The organism is Microbacterium sp. UFMG61, assembly GCF_015354505.1.
Lineage (GTDB): Bacteria > Actinomycetota > Actinomycetes > Actinomycetales > Microbacteriaceae > Microbacterium.
The window spans coordinates 28822-47201 of sequence record NZ_JACAFP010000005.1; the positions used below are offsets into that span (position 1 = coordinate 28822).

An 18380-nucleotide genomic window follows, 5' to 3' on the forward strand; every position below is an offset into this window, starting at 1 on the left:
CTCTCCTAGGACTTGATGTACGGCTTGCCGCTCGCGGCCGGTCCCCGGATCTGACCGGCGAAACCGGCGACCGCGATCAGGGTGACGACGTACGGGAGCATCAGCATGAACTCGCTGGGAACAGGCGTCTTGAGGATCGACAGCAGGTTCTGCAGGTTCGTGGCGAACCCGAAGAGCAGCGCCGCGAGCGTCGCGCGGATGGGATCCCAGCGTCCGAAGATCACGGCGGCGAGGGCGATGAAGCCGAGCCCCGCGGTCATGTCCTTGCCGAACTGCGGCACCGACACCAGCGTGAAGTACGCACCGCCGATACCGGCGATCGCACCGGCGAGCAGCACGTTCCAGAAACGCGTCGCGTTGACCTTGATTCCGACCGTGTCCGCGGCCTGCGGGTGCTCGCCGACTGCGCGCAGGCGAAGGCCCCAGCGCGTGCGATAGAGCCCCCAGGCGACCACGGCGACCGTGATGAACATGAGATAGACGATGAACGTCTGGTTGAAGAGCACGGGGCCGATGATCGGGATGTCGCTGAGCACGGGGATCTCGATGCGGGTGAAGCGCACCGGCGTGTTGAGCGCCTTCTCGTTCGGCGCGAGCAGCGCTCCGTAGAGGAAGCCGGTGAGGCCCGTGACGAGCACGTTGAGCACGACACCCACGATGACCTGCTCGACGAGGTACTTGATCGCGAAGGCGGCGAGCACGCTCGCGACCAGCACACCGCCGATCATCGCCCCGATCAGCCCGACGAACGGGTTGCCCGTGATGCTCGAGAGCAGTGCGGCCGAGAACGCTCCGAGGAGCAGCTGGCCCTCGATCGCGACGTTCACCACGCCCGCGCGCTCGCCGATCACGCCGCCGAGCGCTCCGAAGACGAGCGGAACCGAGAGCGACACCGCGCCGAAGAGGAGGCTCGTGACGGGCACGAGTCCGCCGGCACCCGCCCAGACGAGGAACGCGAAGATCGCGAGGATGCCGAACCCCAGGACGAGCCAGAGCGAGGCGGTGCGATAGGTCCACGCACGCAGGAACGCGGCGATGACGAGAACGACGAGGATGCCGATGACCACCCAGATCGTGGAGGCGGTCGGCAGCGCGACGTCGGGCAGCTGGAACGACTGCGACGAGTCGCCGAGGCGGAACGTGCTCGTTCCGGTGCGCGGCACCAGCAGCACGAGCAGCGACAGCAGCACCGTGACGACGGCGAGCACGATCGGCGCCTTGAGGTGGCGCTCGCGAACCGTCATGAGCTGCACGGTGCCGTCGGCGGCTTCCTTCTGCACGAGCGACATCATGCCGTCACCGCCTTCTTCGCGGCCTTGGCTCTCGCCTTGGCGGCCTTCTCCGCATCGGACTTGGGCAGGAAGAACACGGCGCGCAGCAGCGGCGGCGCGGCGATGAACAGCACGACGAGCGACTGCACCACGAGCACGATGTCGACGGGGATGTCCTGCGCCTGCATCGAGAACGATCCGGCCTTCAGAGCACCGAACAGGATGCCGGCCGCGAACGTCCCCCAGGCGCGGCTGCGTCCGAGCAGAGCCACGGTGATGGCGTCGAAGCCGATCCCGGCGTCGATCGTCTCGGTGATGCCGGTGGTGACGGCTCCCTGCACCTGGTTCATGCCCGCGAGGCCCGCGAGGCCACCGGCGAACAGCATCGCGTACACGTAGACGCGCTGCACGCTGATGCCGGCGGCACGGGCCGCGTGCGGGTTCTCGCCGACGGCGCGCATGCGGAGTCCGAGCGATGACCGCTCGATCAGCCACCAGACGAAGAGTGTCGCGATGATCACGATCACGAAGCCGAGGTCGAGCAGCGGGAACTTCGGTCCGAACAGCTCGGGGAACTGCGCGCTCTCGGGGGTCGCATAGCCGAGAGCCTGGTTCGTCCCGGGCTTCTGGAGCAGACCCGGCGTGCGGATCATCCACAGCAGCAGGTAGTAGGCGACGTAGTTGAGCATGATCGTGAGGATCACCTCGTGCGCGCCTGTGCGGGCCTTGATCAGGCCGGCGATCGCGCCCCACAGCGCACCTCCGGCGATTCCGGCGATGAGGGTGGCGGGAATGTGCAGCCAGATCGGCAGGTCGAGCTGGAACGTCAGAAGACCTGCGACGGCGACGCCGATGAGCATCTGGCCGCGGGCACCGATGTTGAACAGGCCGACGCGGAACGCCAGGGCCACGCCGAGGCCGGCTGCGATCAGCGGAGCCGCGAAGCCGAGAGTGTTCGTCAGGGGCCTGATCTGCGCAGCGAAGTCGGCGCCGCGCGCATTGAAGATCGCGCCGCGGAACAGCGCCTCGTATCCGTTGTAGACCGCATTCCAGATGGCTGCGAACGTATCGCTCGGACGCTGGAAGAAGTATCCGGATGCCGTCAGCACGTCTTCGTTGGTGAAGGCGATCAGGATGCCGCCGACGACGAGGGCGAGGAAGATCGCGAGGATCGTGGTGACGGCGCTGCCCCGCAGCATCTCCTTGAGGATCGTGTTGCCGCGCGGGGGCGGTGGCACATCCACGGGATCGCGCAGAGTCGTCGTCGTGTTCACCGACAGCTGGTCGGAGGAGCTCTCGTTCCCCGGCCCGTCGGCCTGTGGCGTCGTCCCGCTCATGCGGCAACCTCTCCCTCGGCGGCGCCCGCCATCATCAGACCCAGCGTCTCGCGCGGGGTGTCGCCGGGAACGATCCCGACGATGGTTCCTCGGTACATGACCGCGATGCGGTCGGCGAGAGCCGCGACCTCGTCGAGCTCGGTGGAGACGACGATGACGGGGATCCCCGCGTCGCGCGTCTCGATGATCCGCTTGTGGATGAACTCGATCGATCCGACATCGACGCCGCGCGTCGGCTGCGCCGCGACGAGCAGTCGCAGCTCGCGGCTCATCTCGCGGGCGATCACGACCTTCTGCTGGTTGCCGCCCGAGAGCGTGCCGGCAGGCGTGTGCGAGCCCTGCGTGCGGATGTCGTACTCGGCGATGCGCGCCTTCGCGAAGTCCTCGAGTTCGGAGCGTCGGATCGTCCCGACGCGGCTGAAGGCGGGGTCGGTCGATCGGTCGAGGATCAGGTTCTCCGCGACCGAGAACGCGCCGACCAGACCGTCCTCGTTGCGGTCTTCGGGAACGAAGCCGACCCCCGCGTCGAGGATCGTGCGCACACTCTTGCCGACGAGGTCCGTGCCGTCGAGGATGATCGATCCCTCGACGCGTGACGCGAGACCGACGATCGCCTCGACGAGCTCCGTCTGGCCGTTGCCCTGCACGCCCGCGATCGCGAGCACCTCGCCCGGCCGCACGGTGAAGTCCACGCCGTCGACCACGATCGCCCCGGCCGCCGTCAGCACACGGAGTCCTTCGACCTGCAGACCGCCCTCGCCGAGGCGCGGGGCCTCCTTGTGCACCGTGAGCTCGACCGCGCGCCCGACCATGAGCGAGGCGAGCTCGGCGTTGCTGGCGGTGGGCGACGCCTCTCCGACGATCTTGCCGAGACGCACGATCGTGATCGCGTCGGCGACCTCGCGGACCTCACGCAGCTTGTGGGTGATGAAGACGATCGCGGTGCCCTCGTCGCGGAGCTGGCGCATGATGCCCATGAGCTCATCCGTCTCCTGCGGGGTGAGCACGGCAGTGGGCTCGTCGAACACGAGCACCTTGGCGTCGCGGGACAGAGCCTTGATGATCTCGACGCGCTGCTGCACGCCGACCGGAAGATCGCCGACGATCGCATCCGGATCGATGTCGAACCCGAAGCGGGCGGCGACCGAACGCACATGCTCGCGCGCCTTCGCGATGTCGAGAGTGCCGAGGCCCTTCGTCTGCTCGTGCCCGAGCATGACGTTCTCGGCGACGGTGAACACCGGCACCAGCATGAAGTGCTGGTGCACCATGCCGATGCCCGCGGCCATCGCGTCACCGGGGCCGCGGAAGCGCTGAACGACGTCGTCCAGCAGGATCTCGCCCTCATCGGCCTGATACAGGCCGTAGAGCACGTTCATGAGGGTGGACTTGCCGGCGCCGTTCTCACCGAGCAGCGCGTGGATCTGCCCCGGCTCGACGACCAGGTCGATGTGATCGTTGGCCACGAGGCTGCCGAAGCGCTTGGTGATGCCGCGGAGTTCGAGCTTCATATCTGCACCCTATCCAGAAGAGTCCGAGGAAGAGCGGGCCTCAGGCATCGCCGATGATGCCGAGTCCGCAGTCGAGAGTGGGAGTGTCGTTCCATGGCACGGGGCGAGTGGCCGCTTGCACCACTCGCCCCGCCATGGATGGGAACTGCTTACGGGGAGTTCTCGGAATCCACCGTGATGTCGCCCGAGATGATCTGCTCCTGCAGAGCGGCGATCTCGTCGAGCAGCCCGTCGGGCAGGTCGCCCTCGAAGGCACCGAAGCCCGAGAGCTTGACGCCCTCGTTCTCGAGCGTGCCGACGTAGGGCGCCGGGTCGAAGTCGCCCTCGGATGCGGCGATCGTCGCGTCCTCGACGGCCACGTCGATGGCCTTCATGATCGAGAAGAGGGTGACGTCGGCCACGCTCTCGTCGGCCACGGCCAGGTCACTGTCGACACCGATCAGCAGCGTGTCCTTGCCGCTGTCGGCGATCGCCGCCGCAGCGCTCTGGTAGACGGGTCCGCCGACGGGGAGGATCACGTCGACGCCCTGGTCGAGCACGCCCTGGGCGGTCTGCTTGGCGGTGTCGTTCGCGTCGAAGCCACCGGTGAAGGAGCCCTTCTGCGTGGCTGCGTCCCAGCCGAAGACCTCGACCGCACCCGACTTGTCCTCGTTGTACTTCTCGACGCCGAGCTGGAAGCCGTCCATGAACACGGCGACCGACGGGATCTGCATTCCGCCGAAGGTTCCGACCTTGTTGACGCCCGATGCGGAGGACCAGCCTGCAGCGGCATAACCGCCGAGGTAGGCGGCCTGAGCCGTGTCGAAGACCAGCGGCTTGATGTTCGGAGCATCGGTGGTGCCGTCGAAGTCGTTGTCGGCGTAGTCGTCGATGATCGCGTAGTCGATGTCGGGGTTCGCGAGAGCCGACTCGACCGTGGCGGCCGAGAGCTTGAAGCCGACGGAGACGATCAGCGAGCAGCCCTCGGAGACCGCGGTCTCGAGGTTGGGCGCGTAGTCGTTGTCGTTCGCGGACTCGAACTCGATCGGCTTGACGCCGAGGGTGTCCGCTGCACGGTCCATGCCCTCCTTGGCCGACTGGTTGAACGACTTGTCGTTCCAGCCGCCCGCGTCGGAGACGAGGCAGGGCACGAAGTCGGAGGCGGCGTCGCCGCCTCCGGTTCCGCCGGACTCGGTCGGGGCCTGGCCGCAGCCGGCGAGCGCGAAGACGACGCCGGCGGCGATGGTCGCGCCGAGCAGCTTCTTGGTGGTGGAGATGGTCAACTCATGCCTCCTCAACGAACCCGCGGCCCTCGCGGATCGATCAAAGTTACCCAGTGTTTCGGCTTTTTTGCATGCCGCGACGCCACACGCCACGCAATGGTTACAAAGCTGAAATCCAATCAGCCGATGAGCAGGGAGGGCTGCTCATCAGAGCACGTCGCCGCGCCCCGTGAGCTTCAGCGACTCCACGACGCCCTTCACACGCTGCGCATGCTCCACGGTCGTGACGAGCAGAGCGTCGGGAGTGTCGACCACGACGATGTCCTTGACCCCGACCAGGCTGATCACTCGCGACGTCTGACTGACGAGGATGCCGCTCGCAGCGTCGCTGAGCACGCGGGCCTTCGGTCCGAGCACGGCGAGATCGTTCTTGCGTCCGTTGTTGATGAGCTTGGTCAGCGACGCGAAGTCCCCCACGTCGTCCCAGTCGAAGTGACCGGGCACCACCGCGAGGCGGCCGCGCCGGGCCGCGGGCTCGGCCACGGCGTAGTCGATCGCGATCTTCTTCAGCCCCGGCCAGATGCGGTCGACGGCGGGTCCCCGCCGGTCGCGGTCGTCCCACGCCTCGGCGAGCTCGAGGAGCCCCGCGTGCAGCGCAGGCTCGTTCGCCGCCAGCTCGTCGAGCAGCACGCTCGCCTTCGCGATGAACATGCCCGCGTTCCAGAGATAGTCACGGCTCGCGAGGTAGACGGTGGCGGTCTCGAGATCGGGCTTCTCGACGAAGGTGTCGACGAGCGCCGCCTCCCTGGCGCCCTCCACGACGAGTTCGGGCCCCTTCTTGATGTACCCGAAGCCCACCGCGGGCTCCGTCGGCGAGATGCCGATCGTGCAGATGTACCCCTCGCGGGCGACCTCGACGGCATCCCGCACCGCGAACTCGAACACCCGGGTGCTGCGGATGACGTGGTCGGCGCTGAACGAACCGATGATGACGTCGGGGTCGCGACGGTGCAGGATCGCCGCCGCCAGGCCGATGGCCGCCGCCGACTCGCGCGGCTCGGATTCCAGGAAGACATTGAGATCCGGTATTCCAGGCAGCTCCGCCTCGACGGCCGCACGGTGGGCGCGTCCGGTCACGACCGCGATGCGATCGGCACCGGCGAGGGGTTCGAGCCGATCCCAGGTGTCGCGCAGCAGAGAGTGCCCCGATCCCGTGAGATCGTGCAGGAACTTGGGCGCGTCAGCCCGCGAGAGCGGCCACAGTCGACTGCCGATGCCCCCGGCGGGGATCACTGCGTAGAAGTCCTTGATCGGTTGGTTCACCCTGCCAGGGTATCCGCATCCGTCATCTCGACATCGAGAGACTTAGGGTGGCCTTCGTCGCCTCGGCCTGTTCCCGGGAATAGGATGGACAGCGATCGGCCGTGCCTGACGTTCAACGGGTTCACGCTTGGATGACGCGACGCACGCGACCGAGTCACATCGATCCAGGGAGGACGACCGTGTCCACAAGCGCTCGCTTGACACCGTCGATTTCGGAAACCACTTCCAAGACCCCTCGCGGCACCCTCTATCGGGGTCGCGAAGGCATGTGGTCGTGGGTGCTTCACCGCATCACCGGAGTCGCCATCTTCTTCTTCCTGTTGGTGCACGTGCTCGACACTGCACTCATCAGGGTGTCGCCCGAGGCCTACAACGCGGTCATCGGAACCTATAAGAACCCGATCATGGCGATCGGCGAGGTCGTCCTCGTCGCCGGCATTGTGTTCCACGCCATGAACGGCCTGCGCATCATCGCGGTCGACTTCTGGTCCAAGGGTGCCAAGTACCAGCGCCAGCTCTTCTGGGGCGTGCTCCTCGTCTGGGGCATCATCATGGCCGGGTTCGTGCCCCGCCACCTGATGCTCGCGTTCGCCGGGTTCGGAGGAGGACACTGATGACCGCTCAGACCGTCTCCGCCCCCACCCGCACTCGCCGCGGTGTCAACCTCGAGAAGTGGGGCTGGCTCTTCATGCGCGGCTCCGGCGTCGTGCTCGTGGTCCTGATCTTCGGCCACCTGTTCATCAACCTGATGGTCGGCGAGGGCATCCACGCCCTGGACTTCGCGTTCATCGCCGGCAAGTTCGCCACGCCGTTCTGGCAGTGGTGGGACGTCATCATGCTGTGGCTCGCGCTCATCCACGGCGCCAACGGCATGCGCACGATCGTGAACGACTACGTCACGAACAACACCGCGCGCAAGGCGCTCATCTGGGCGCTCGGTCTCGCCGCGGCTCTGCTCATCATCCTCGGCACGCTGGTCGTCTTCACGTTCGACCCCTGCCTGGGAGTGACCGAGTCGAGCACGCTGTGGGATTCGTGCCAGGCGCTGGGCCAGTAGAAGAGAAGGCAAACGAGAAGTGACTACCGAGACCCAGGATTCCGTCGTCCGTGACGGCGTGCATTACCACCAGTTCGACATCGTCATCGTCGGCGCCGGAGGCGCCGGCATGCGTGCGGCCATCGAGGCCGGTCCCGGCGCGAAGACCGCGGTGATCTCCAAGCTCTACCCGACGCGTTCGCACACCGGTGCGGCGCAGGGCGGCATGGCTGCTGCGCTCGCGAACGTCGAGGAGGACAGCTGGGAGTGGCACACCTTCGACACGGTCAAGGGCGGCGACTACCTGGTCGACCAGGATGCTGCGGAGATCCTCGCCAAGGAGGCCATCGACGCGGTCATCGACCTCGAGAACATGGGCCTCCCCTTCAACCGCACGCCCGAGGGGAAGATCGACCAGCGTCGATTCGGGGGTCACACCGCCGAGCACGGCAAGACCCCGGTGCGTCGTGCCTGCTACGCCGCCGACCGCACGGGTCACATGATCCTGCAGACGCTGTTCCAGAACTGCGTCAAGCTCGGCATCAACTTCTTCAACGAGTTCTACGTGCTCGACCTGCTGACGGTGAAGGATGCCGACGGCAAGACCCAGGTGTCCGGCGTCGTCGCCTACGACCTGTCGACCGGTGAGCTGCACGTCTTCCAGGCCAAGGCCGTGATCTTCGCGACCGGTGGCTTCGGCAAGATCTTCAAGACGACCTCGAACGCCCACACCCTGACCGGTGACGGCGTCGGCATCGTCTGGCGCAAGGGCCTCCCGCTCGAGGACCTCGAGTTCTTCCAGTTCCACCCGACCGGGCTCGCCGGCCTCGGCATCCTCCTCACCGAGGGCGCCCGAGGCGAGGGCGCGATCCTCCGCAACGCCTCGGGCGAGCGCTTCATGGAGCGCTACGCGCCGACCATCAAGGACCTGGCGCCACGTGACATCGTCGCGCGCTGCATGGTCCAGGAGGTCGCCGAGGGACGAGGCGCCGGCCCGCACAAGGACTACGTTCTCCTCGACTGCACCCACCTCGGTGCCGAGGTGCTCGAGACCAAGCTCCCGGACATCACCGAGTTCGCCCGCACCTACCTGGGTGTCGACCCGGTCGTCGAGCCCGTGCCCGTGATGCCCACCGCGCACTACGCCATGGGCGGCATCCCGACCAACAACAACGGCGAGGTCCTGGCCGACAACGACACCGTCGTCCCCGGTCTCTACGCCGCGGGCGAGTGCGCCTGCGTCTCGGTGCACGGCGCCAACCGTCTCGGCACCAACTCGCTGCTCGACATCAACGTGTTCGGCAAGCGCTCGGGGCGCAACGCGGTCGAGTACGTCAAGACCGCCGAGTTCGTGCCGCTCCCCGAGAACCCCGCGGGCTTCGTCTCCGGCATGCTCGAGGACCTGCGCAACAACCAGGGCACCGAGCGCATCGCCGTGCTCCGCAAGGAGCTGCAGGACGAGATGGACAAGGGCGCGCAGGTCTTCCGCACCCACGACTCGCTCCAGCACGTGCTCGGCGTGATCGCCGAACTGCGCGAGCGCTACAAGAACGTCCATGTCGACGACAAGGGCAAGCGGTTCAACACCGACCTGCTCGAGGCCGTCGAGCTGGGCTTCCTGCTCGACATCGCCGAGGTCGTGGTCTACGCCGCGCAGAACCGCGAGGAGAGCCGCGGCGGTCACATGCGCGATGACTTCCCGACGCGTGACGACGAGAAGTACATGAAGCACACCATGGCGTACCTGACCGGTGACCCGCACTCCTCCACGCCGAGCGATCACATCAAGCTCGACTGGAAGCCCGTCGTGTTCACCAAGAACGAGCAGGGCGAACTCAACTACCCGCCGATGGAGAGGAAGTACTGAGCATGTCCAACGCCATCGCTGAGGCCCCCGCCGACACGACGGAAGAGGCTGCGATCCAGTCCTTCATCGTCACGTTCAACATCCGCCGGTTCGACCCCGAGGTCGACGCGGAGCCGCACTGGGTCGACTACGACGTGGAGCTCTACTCCACCGACCGCGTGCTCGACGCGCTGCACAAGATCAAGTGGGAGGTCGACGGCTCGCTCACGTTCCGCCGTTCCTGCGCCCACGGCATCTGCGGTTCCGACGCCATGCGCATCAACGGCCGCAACCGCCTCGCCTGCAAGACGCTGATCAAGGACCTCGACATCTCGAAGCCGATCTACGTCGAGGCGATCAAGGGTCTGCCGCTCGAAAAGGACCTCGTCGTCGACATGGAGCCGTTCTTCGCCTCGTACCGCGAGGTGCAGCCGTTCCTCGTCGCGAACTCCGTGCCCGAGAAGGGCAAGGAGCGCGTGCAGTCGATCGCCGACCGCGAGATCTTCGACGACACCACGAAGTGCATCCTCTGCGCAGCCTGCACCTCGTCGTGCCCCGTGTTCTGGACCGACGGCCAGTACTTCGGACCGGCCGCGATCGTGAACGCGCACCGCTTCATCTTCGACTCGCGCGACGACAACGCCGACGTGCGCCTCGACATCCTCAACGACAAGGAAGGCGTGTGGCGCTGCCGCACGACTTTCAACTGCTCCGAGGCATGCCCGCGTGGCATCGAGGTCACGAAGGCCATCGCCGAGGTCAAGCAGGCCGTGCTGCGCGGTCGTCCCTGACGCTCTCGCGCTGACGCCGACGGGCGGGTTCCCTCAGGGGAGCCCGCCCTTTCGCGTTGTGTGGATAGGGTGAGGATGTGTCTGATCCCGATGGCGATGCGAGCGATCCCCGTCGCCTCGATGCGGCCGTCGAGCGTGCCACCGCGCTGACGCAGCGCACCCTGGGCCTCTTCCCCGTGCGGGTGTGGCGGCATTTCCTCCAGCACAACGGATTCCTGCTCGCCGCCGGCGTGAGCTACCAGGCGCTCTTCGCGATCTTCGCGGCGATCTACCTCGCCTTCGCGATCGCCGGCCTCTGGCTCGGCGGCAGCACCGCGGCCGTCGACGGCATGATCGACATCATCAACAGCTACATCCCGAACCTGATCCAGGAGGAGGGCGGGGTCTTCACCCCGCAGCAGGTGCAGGAGATCGCGGTCAGCACGACCGGCCTCTTGAGCATCACCGGCCTGATCGCGCTCGGCACAGTGATCTGGACCGCGATCGGCTGGGTGACGTTCTCACGACGTGCGACCCGGGACATCTTCGGTCTGCCCCCCGACCGTCGCAGCTACGTCATCCTCAAGGCACGCGACCTGCTGGCCGCGCTGATCTTCGGCGTCTCGCTGCTCGCCGGATCTCTGCTCAGCTCCGCCAGCGCGGTCGCACTGAGCTGGATCCTCAGCCTGCTCGGATGGGGATCCGCCCTCGACGGTCTGACGAGCATCCGCATCGGCACGGTGCTGGTGTCGTTCGCACTGCTCTCGGCGGCCCTGGCCGCGATGGTCCGATTCCTCACCGGCACCTCGCTCGAGTGGCGGACGATCTGGCCGGGCGCGCTGCTCGGCGGCGGAGCGATGACCATCCTGCAGTTCGGAGCGGGCTTCCTTCTGAGCTATACCCCCTCCAATCCCCTGCTCGCGACGTTCGCCATCTTCATCGGGCTCCTCCTGTGGTTCCGTGTCAACGGTGTGGTGATGCTCGTGGCGTCCTCGTGGATCGCCGTCGCCGCGCAGGACCGCGACCTCCCTCTGCAGTCGCTGACCGAGGCAGAGCGTCGCATCGCGGAACACCGGACGCTCGTGCAGGCGGCGCGAATCCGCGTGCGCGAGGCCGAGTCCGCTCGGGACGCCGCGCCCTGGTACCGCGCGTGGCCGGCAGAGAGGGCGGTCCGGGCTGCCGAGCGGGAGCTCGTCGAGCTGGAGGCGTCCGCTCCCCCGCCCCCGGAGACCATGACCCCGCTCGCCCAGCGTCTGCTGTCGGAACTGCAGCGCCCGTCTCGGGATGTCGGCGGCCCTCGTTAGGCTTGTGGACATGCCTCATCTGCGTATCGCCTCGGTCAATGTCAACGGAATCCGAGCGGCGGCTCGCAACGGCATGAGCGGCTGGCTCGATGCGGCCGACGTCGACATCCTCACCCTGCAGGAGGTCCGCGGTCAGGACGAGCACCTCGAGGCTGCTCTCCCCGGATGGACCTTCGTGCACGATGAGGCGACGGCCAAGGGCCGCGCCGGTGTGGCGATCGCGAGCCGCGTGCCGGCGCTCGCCACGCGCACCGACTTCGGCCCCGCCGAGTTCGATTCGAAGGGGCGCTGGATCGAGGCCGATTTCCTGATCGGCGATCGCCCGCTGACGGTGGTCAGCGCCTACGTGCACAGCGGCGAAGCCGACACCCCGAAACAGGACGAGAAGTGGAAGTTCCTCGACGCCTTCGGCATCAGGCTCGCGGAGCTCGGTCACGACGACGCTCTCGCGCTCGTCACCGGCGACCTGAATGTCGGTCATCGCGAACTCGACATCAAGAACTGGCGCGGCAATCGCAAGAAGGCCGGCTTCCTCCCCCGCGAGCGCGCGTACTTCGATCGATTCCTCGGCGCAGCCGGATCCACGGTCGAGGGCGTCGACGGCTCGACAGGTCCGGGACTCGGATGGGTCGACGTCGGACGCGCCTTCCACGGGGAGGTCGAGGGTCCCTACACCTGGTGGTCCATGCGAGGACAGGCGTTCGACAACGACTCGGGATGGCGCATCGACTACCACCTCGCGACTCCGTCGCTTGCCGAGCGGGCGACCGCGTACCATGTGGCCCGCGCGGCAGCCTACGACCAGCGGTGGAGCGACCACGCGCCGGTCGTCGTCGACTACACCTACTGAACGGGCGAGCGGGTTCGAGTACCGCCACCACGCCCATAGGATTGATACCGTGACGAAACCACGCCTCTACTCCGGAATGCAGCCCTCCGCCGACTCTCTGCAGATCGGCAACTACATCGGCGCGCTCCTGCAGTGGCGGGAGCTGCAGAGCTCGTACGACGCGTATTTCTCCGTCGTCGACCTGCACGCGCTGACCGTCGCGCAGGACCCCGCCGAGCTCCGCGAGAAGACCCGCCGCACGGCCGCTCAGTACATCGCAGCGGGGATCGAGCCCTCGCAGTCGACTCTGTACGTGCAGTCCCACGTGCGCGCGCACGCCGAGCTCGCCTGGATCCTCTCGACCATCACCGGTTTCGGTGAAGCAGGTCGGATGACGCAGTTCAAGGACAAGTCTGCGCGCTACGGCGCCGACGCGACGAGCGTGGGGCTCTTCACCTATCCGGTGCTCATGGCCGCCGACATCCTGCTCTACCAGACCGATGTCGTGCCGGTGGGCGACGACCAGAAGCAGCACGTCGAGCTCACGCGCGACCTCGCGGAGCGCTTCAACTCCCGCTTCGGCGAGACGTTCGTGGTGCCGCGTCCGGTGATCCAGAAGGACACGGCGCGCATCTACGACCTGCAGAACCCGACCTCGAAGATGTCGAAGTCCGCAGAGAGCGATGCCGGCGTGCTCTGGATGCTCGACGATCCCGCCAAGTCGGCGAAGAAGATCATGCGGGCGGTGACCGACAACGAGGGCTCCGTACGCTTCGATCGCGAGAGCAAGCCCGGTGTCTCGAACCTGCTCACGATCTATGCCGCACTCAGCGGTCGGCAGGTCGGTGCGATCGAGGACGAGTACGCAGGTCGCGGCTACGGAGACTTCAAGAAGGGTCTCGCCGAGGTCGTCGTCGCCGAGTTCGAGCCGGTGCGCGCTCGCGCGCTCGAGCTGCTCGACGACCCTGCCGAGCTCGACCGCATTCTCGCGGCCAACGCCGCCCGGGCGGATGCCGTCGCCGACGCGACGCTCGCAGCGGTCTACGACCGCGTCGGACTGCTTCGGCGCGTCTGAGATCCTCGGCCCTAGGATGGGGGCGTGACTGATCAGCCGCTGCCCCCGTCCGGAGCCGTTCCCCCCGTGCCGCCCGCACCCCAGCCGGTGGACGGTCAGCCCCCGATGCCCGGATACGCGCCGGCACCACCCGCGCCTCCGGCATATGAGGCGACACCTCCGGCGAACCAGCCCGCTCCCCCGGCGTACGAGGCCACTCCCCCGGCATACCAGCCGCAGACAGGGCTCCCGGCTTACCAGCCGCAGACGGGGCTCCCGGCTTACCAGCCGCACACGGCGCCCCCGGCATACGTATCGGCACCTCCGGCATATCAGGCCGCGCCCCCGGCGTATCAGAGCGCCCCTCCCGGCGCGTATCAGGTGCCCGTGGGCGGCTACTCCGCACCCGCGGGTGACTATCAGGCTCCGGCCACCGAGCCGAAGAAGTCCGGGATGCTCGGCATCCTCGCGCTCGTCGCCGCGGGCATCGCGGCACTCATCATCCCGATCATCGCGGGATTCACCTCGTTCGAGATCGGCACGCGCCTGCCCGGCGGATTCGACGCCACCGGCTCCGACGCGCTGGCCGCGCTCGCGCCTGCCCGCGACCAGGTTCTGTGGACCGAGATCGCCTTCTGGACGGGCACGGTGCTCGGCATCGCCGCGATCGTCATCGGAATCATCGCGATCGTGAAGAAGAAGGGGCGAGGCGCGGGGATCGCGGCGGTCGTCGTGGCCGCCCTCGGGGCGGTCGTCTTCTGGGTCGTCGTCGGAGTGATGCTCCCCGCCGGAGTCGCCGCCGGCCTCGTCGTCTAGGACGCGTCACCGCACCTCACGGCTGCGAACGGCGAGCCTCAGCGCGGGGCGTGGTGCTTCTGCTGTGCCGCGAGGAGTCCCTCGGCGACGAGCAGCTCGACGGCGTCGGCGGCATCGGAGACGAGGATCGGCAGGTTCGCCCGCTCATCCTTGCCGAACGGCGACAGCACCCAGTCGGCAGGGTCCTGACGTCCCACCGGTCGGCCGATGCCGACGCGGACGCGAGGGAACTCGGGAGTCGCGATGGCTCTGGCGATGTCTCGCACCCCGTTGTGTCCGCCGTGCCCGCCACCCGTCTTGAGCTTGACGGTGTCGAAGGGGATGTCGAGCTCGTCGTGCACCACGACGATCCGCTCGGGCGGGACCGAGTAGAACCGCGCGAGAGCGGCGACGGGAGTGCCCGAGACATTCATGAACGTGTTCGGCTTGGCGAGCACGAGCTTGTCACCACCGGGGCGCAGCCAGGTCTCGACGACGCGCGCGCCCCCCTTGTGCTCGCGGAAGGTCTCGTTCCGGCGCGAGGCCAGTTCATCGATCACCATCTGACCGATGTTGTGCCTCGTCGCCTCGTATCGCGGGCCGGGATTGCCGAGCCCCACCACCAGCCAGGTGGATGCCATGCGGTCGTCCTCTCGGAAGCGGGTCGATGCGACCCGGGTCAGGATACGACAGAGGGGGCGCGATCTGCTCGCGCCCCCTCTGTGATGCGGTCAGCTGAGTGCTGAGCCGACGGAGATCACTCCGCGGCGGCGTCCTCGGCAGGAGCCTCATCCGCAGCGGCAGCCTCGTCCTCTTCGAGCGGCTCTTCGGCCGGGATCGAGATCGCGACGACGAGCACCTCGGGGTCGCTGAGCAGCGACGAGCCCTTGGGCAGCGTGACGTCGGCGGCCGTGATGTGCGCGCCGTCCTCGAGCCCCTCGACCGAGACCTCGACGTTCTGCGGCAGGTGCGTGGCCTCGGCCTCGATCGACAGGGTGTTCGCGTCCTGGTTGACGATCGTGCCGGGAGCCGACTCGCCCGTGACGACGATCGGGACGTCGATGGTGACCTTCTCGCCCTTCTTCACGACGAGCAGGTCGATGTGCTCGATGATCTGGTGCACGGGGTCCTTCTGGACGTCCTTGACCAGGGCGAGCTGGTTCTTTCCGTCGATGTCGAGCTCGAGCAGAGCGTTCGCGCGACGGATGATGAGCGAGACCTGGTGGCCCGGCAGTGCGACGTGGACCGGCTCGGTGCCGTGGCCGTACAGAACGGCGGGGATCTTGCCGGCGGCGCGGAGGCGGCGGGCGAAGCCCTTGCCGAAGTTCTCGCGAAGCTCGGCCTGGACCTTGGTGTCTTCAGACATGGGGTTCTCCTTCGGGGCACGCAGCGAGCAGCCGCGCGGTGGTCTATGGAACAGCTCTCGAACGCAGACACGTGAAAGAAGCCACCGGGCTTGCTTCGCCGCGTCGATAACGGATTCGCGCGCACGCGCGCTCATCCCTCGCCGAGGTACTCCCTTCATGCTACCCGATGACCCGTTAGGCTGAAGACACCGTTCCCTCTCGCAGAACATGGAGTTCCTCATGCTCGACGGCGTCTTCTTCTCGCACGCGATCGCCTGGGTCATCGGAGCCATGTCGCTCTGCGCCGCCGTCGCCACCTTCGGCGCACTCTTCTCGCTCGGCCGCTCCGGCTACCGCAAGGACTGATCGCCGCAGCACGGGTGCGCAGCAACCGTCTCGTCGTCGGGGCGCTCGCCATCGGACGTCACAACGCGGCCGCCACCCGAGCGCCGCGATACCCTGGGATCATCCCCTACTTCTCGATCTAGGAGCCATCTGTGCCCGAAGCATCAGCGAACATCGGAGTCGTCGGACTCGCCGTCATGGGTTCGAATCTCGCCCGCAACCTCGCCAGCCGCGAGGGCAACACGGTGGCGATCTTCAACCGCAGCTACGAGAAGACCGAGACGCTCGTCTCGGAGCACCCCGAAGCAGGATTCATCCCGGCGAGGACGTACCAGGACTTCGCAGATTCGCTGCAGAAGCCGCGCACCGCGATCATCATGGTCAAGGCCGGCGGTCCCACCGACGCCGTGATCGACTCGCTGCTCGAGGTCTTCGAGCCCGGTGACATCATCGTCGACGGCGGCAACGCCTACTTCCCCGACACCATCCGTCGCGAGAAGGCCGTGCGCGAGACCGGAGTCAACTTCGTCGGCGCCGGCATCTCGGGCGGCGAAGAGGGCGCGCTCACCGGCCCGTCGATCATGCCCGGCGGCTCGGACGAGTCCTGGATCACCCTCGGCCCGATCCTGAAGTCGATCGCCGCGATCGCCGAGGGCGAGCCGTGCGTCACGCACGTCGGCCACGACGGTGCCGGACACTTCGTCAAGATGGTGCACAACGGCATCGAGTACGCCGACATGCAGCTGATCGCCGAGGCCTACGACCTCATCCGCCGCGGCACGGGCAAGTCCCCCGCCGAGATCGCCGCGATCTTCGCCGAGTGGAACAAGGGTGAGCTCGAGTCCTACTTGATCGAGATCACCGCAGAGGTGCTCCGCCAGGTGGATGCCGAGACCGGCAAGCCCCTCGTCGACGTCATCCTCGACCAGGCCGGCGCCAAGGGCACCGGCGCGTGGACCGTGCAGACGGCGCTGTCGCTCGGCGTCCCCGTCTCGGGCATCGCCGAGGCCACGTTCGCCCGCTCGCTGTCGTCGCACCCCGAGCAGCGCGCCGTCGCCGGCGCCCTCCCGGGTCCTGACGAGGAGTTCACCGTCACGGACGAGGCCGCCTTCATCGAGGACGTCCGCCTCGCGCTGTACGCGTCGAAGATCGTCGCCTACTCGCAGGGCTTCGACGAGATCCGCGCGGGTGCCGCCGAGTACGGCTGGAACATCGACCTCGGCGCGATCAGCAAGATCTGGCGCGGCGGGTGCATCATCCGCGCCCAGTTCCTCAACCGCATCGCCGACGCGTACGCCGAGACCCCCGACCTTCCGGTCCTCATGTCGGCACCGTACTTCGCCGAGGCGCTCACGCGCGGTCAGGCCTCCTGGCGCCGCGTCGTCATCGCCGCAGCGACCGCGGGCATCCCCGCTCCGGCGTTCTCGTCGTCGCTGTCGTACTACGACGGCATCCGCGCCGACCGCCTCCCCGCCGCCCTCGTGCAGGGGCAGCGCGACTTCTTCGGTGCGCACACCTACAAGCGCATCGACAAGCCGGGCACCTTCCACACGCAGTGGTCGGGCGACCGCACCGAGATCGAAGCCGAAGACACGCACTGAGCGCGTCTGAGACATGACGAAGGCCCCGGCGATTCCGCCGAGGCCTTCGTCCTGTCTCACCGGGTGATGTCCTGCACCGTCCCCTTCGCGAGCCGCAGCCGCCTGCTCGCCCTGCGCGCCACCGCCGAATCATGGGTGACGACGATCATGGTGATCCCTTCGGCGCACAGTCCCTCGAGCAATGTCAGGATCTCGTCTCGCATGCTCTCGTCGAGGTTGCCCGTCGGCTCGTCCGCGAGCAGCACACGAGGTCTCTTCACGATCGCCCGAGCGATCGCCACACGCTGTTGCTGGCCGCCCGAGAGCTCGGTCGGCAGGTGGTCACCACGATCGGCGAGGCCGACATGGGCGAGCGCCTCGGCGACACGCGTCGCGCGTTCGGTACGGCTCAGGGCGGTCGGCTCGAGAGCCATGTTCACGTTCTCGGCTGCCGTCAGAGTGGGAATCAGGTTGAACCCCTGGAAGACGAAGCCGAGCTCCTCGGCGCGGATGCGGCTGAGCTCGCGTGCGGATGCCGACGCCAGCTCGATCTCACCGAGCTTCAGCGATCCGGACGAGAGCTTATCGAGCGCGCCGAGCATCTGCAGAAGAGTCGACTTGCCCCCGCCCGTCGGTCCCTGGATGGTGACGAACTCGCCGGGGCGGATCGTGAGGTCGACGCCGGTGAGCGCCTTCACCGTGCGCCCCTTCTGCGTGTAGGTGCGTGTCACACCCTGTGCGCGGTACAGCGGCACCGTGGCATCCGTGCCGTTCGTGGCCGGAGCGATGTCTGCGATGGTCATGTCGTATCTCCTTGTCGTGTGATGGGTG

The 18380-nt window shown here is 67.5% G+C and carries 18 protein-coding genes; 10 read left to right on the forward strand and 8 right to left on the reverse strand.

Annotated elements, in window-relative coordinates; genetic code table 11:
- Positions 1-5 precede the first annotated feature (5 nt).
- The 5 genes from IXW21_RS06910 to IXW21_RS06930 all read right to left on the reverse strand — a co-directional run bounded on the left by IXW21_RS06910 (position 6) and on the right by IXW21_RS06930 (position 6644).
- Entirely contained in the window at positions 6-1289 is a 1284-nt protein-coding gene (locus tag IXW21_RS06910; protein WP_416361092.1) for an ABC transporter permease, read from the reverse strand.
- On the reverse strand, positions 1289-2608 hold the full coding sequence (locus IXW21_RS06915) for an ABC transporter permease (RefSeq protein ID WP_194763537.1): 1320 nt from the start codon (positions 2606-2608) through the stop codon (positions 1289-1291). Before IXW21_RS06915 ends, IXW21_RS06910 begins: the two co-directional genes overlap by 1 nt.
- Positions 2605-4119 carry an ABC transporter ATP-binding protein gene (locus IXW21_RS06920; RefSeq protein ID WP_194763538.1) on the reverse strand — a complete coding sequence of 505 codons (1515 nt, stop codon included), beginning with the start codon at positions 4117-4119 and terminating at the stop codon, positions 2605-2607. Before IXW21_RS06920 ends, IXW21_RS06915 begins: the two co-directional genes overlap by 4 nt.
- Positions 4120-4268: 149 nt before the next feature.
- A complete protein-coding gene (locus IXW21_RS06925) occupies positions 4269-5381 on the reverse strand; it encodes a BMP family lipoprotein (protein ID WP_194763539.1) in 1113 nt (370 codons plus the stop codon).
- A gap of 147 nt (positions 5382-5528) precedes the next feature.
- The gene (locus tag IXW21_RS06930; protein ID WP_194763540.1) at positions 5529-6644 is read right to left on the reverse strand and encodes a mannose-1-phosphate guanylyltransferase; all 1116 of its coding nucleotides are present in this window, start codon (positions 6642-6644) and stop codon (positions 5529-5531) included.
- A 179-nt stretch (positions 6645-6823) separates the two neighbouring features.
- On the opposite strand from IXW21_RS06930, the gene sdhC reads away from it, so the two are divergent.
- From sdhC to IXW21_RS18235, 8 genes are all read left to right on the forward strand, one after another.
- Positions 6824-7258 carry a succinate dehydrogenase, cytochrome b556 subunit gene (sdhC, locus tag IXW21_RS06935; protein WP_194763541.1) on the forward strand — a complete coding sequence of 145 codons (435 nt, stop codon included), beginning with the start codon at positions 6824-6826 and terminating at the stop codon, positions 7256-7258.
- On the forward strand, positions 7258-7701 hold the full coding sequence (locus tag IXW21_RS06940) for a succinate dehydrogenase hydrophobic membrane anchor subunit (RefSeq protein ID WP_194763542.1): 444 nt from the start codon (positions 7258-7260) through the stop codon (positions 7699-7701). The genes sdhC and IXW21_RS06940 overlap by 1 nt, the downstream gene beginning before the upstream one ends.
- Positions 7702-7720: 19 nt before the next feature.
- On the forward strand, positions 7721-9547 hold the full coding sequence (gene sdhA, locus IXW21_RS06945) for a succinate dehydrogenase flavoprotein subunit (RefSeq protein ID WP_194763543.1): 1827 nt from the start codon (positions 7721-7723) through the stop codon (positions 9545-9547).
- A 2-nt stretch (positions 9548-9549) separates the two neighbouring features.
- Positions 9550-10317, forward strand: a complete 768-nt coding sequence (locus IXW21_RS06950) for a succinate dehydrogenase iron-sulfur subunit (RefSeq protein ID WP_194763544.1) — start codon at positions 9550-9552, stop codon at positions 10315-10317.
- Between the two features lie 77 nt (positions 10318-10394).
- Entirely contained in the window at positions 10395-11600 is a 1206-nt protein-coding gene (locus tag IXW21_RS06955; protein WP_194763545.1) for a YihY/virulence factor BrkB family protein, read from the forward strand.
- 10 nt (positions 11601-11610) lie between these two features.
- Positions 11611-12450 carry an exodeoxyribonuclease III gene (locus IXW21_RS06960; RefSeq protein ID WP_194763546.1) on the forward strand — a complete coding sequence of 280 codons (840 nt, stop codon included), beginning with the start codon at positions 11611-11613 and terminating at the stop codon, positions 12448-12450.
- A 49-nt stretch (positions 12451-12499) separates the two neighbouring features.
- Positions 12500-13504, forward strand: coding sequence for a tryptophan--tRNA ligase (gene trpS / locus IXW21_RS06965; protein ID WP_194763547.1), 1005 nt, complete (start codon positions 12500-12502; stop codon positions 13502-13504).
- 24 nt (positions 13505-13528) lie between these two features.
- Positions 13529-14299: a hypothetical protein gene (locus IXW21_RS18235; protein ID WP_228528280.1), complete on the forward strand. Its 771-nt coding sequence runs from the start codon at positions 13529-13531 to the stop codon at positions 14297-14299.
- 38 nt (positions 14300-14337) lie between these two features.
- Here IXW21_RS18235 and pth read toward each other — a convergent pair whose 3' ends face one another.
- Both pth and IXW21_RS06980 read right to left on the reverse strand, forming a co-directional pair.
- Complete coding sequence (pth, locus tag IXW21_RS06975) at positions 14338-14919, reverse strand: aminoacyl-tRNA hydrolase (protein WP_194763548.1); 582 nt, start codon at positions 14917-14919, stop codon at positions 14338-14340.
- Between the two features lie 116 nt (positions 14920-15035).
- Positions 15036-15644 (reverse strand): 50S ribosomal protein L25/general stress protein Ctc, encoded by a 609-nt coding sequence (locus IXW21_RS06980; protein ID WP_194763549.1) that lies wholly within the window; start codon positions 15642-15644, stop codon positions 15036-15038.
- 220 nt (positions 15645-15864) lie between these two features.
- Here IXW21_RS06980 and IXW21_RS18410 point away from each other — a divergent pair, with 220 nt between their 5' ends.
- Together IXW21_RS18410 and gndA are read left to right on the forward strand one after the other, a co-directional pair.
- Complete coding sequence (locus tag IXW21_RS18410) at positions 15865-15990, forward strand: hypothetical protein (protein WP_267238687.1); 126 nt, start codon at positions 15865-15867, stop codon at positions 15988-15990.
- Between the two features lie 131 nt (positions 15991-16121).
- Positions 16122-17570, forward strand: a complete 1449-nt coding sequence (gene gndA / locus IXW21_RS06985) for an NADP-dependent phosphogluconate dehydrogenase (protein WP_194763550.1) — start codon at positions 16122-16124, stop codon at positions 17568-17570.
- Positions 17571-17626: 56 nt separating this feature from the next.
- Here the strand turns inward: gndA and IXW21_RS06990 are convergent, their stop codons facing one another.
- On the reverse strand, positions 17627-18352 hold the full coding sequence (locus IXW21_RS06990) for an ABC transporter ATP-binding protein (protein WP_194763551.1): 726 nt from the start codon (positions 18350-18352) through the stop codon (positions 17627-17629).
- Positions 18353-18380 lie beyond the last annotated feature (28 nt).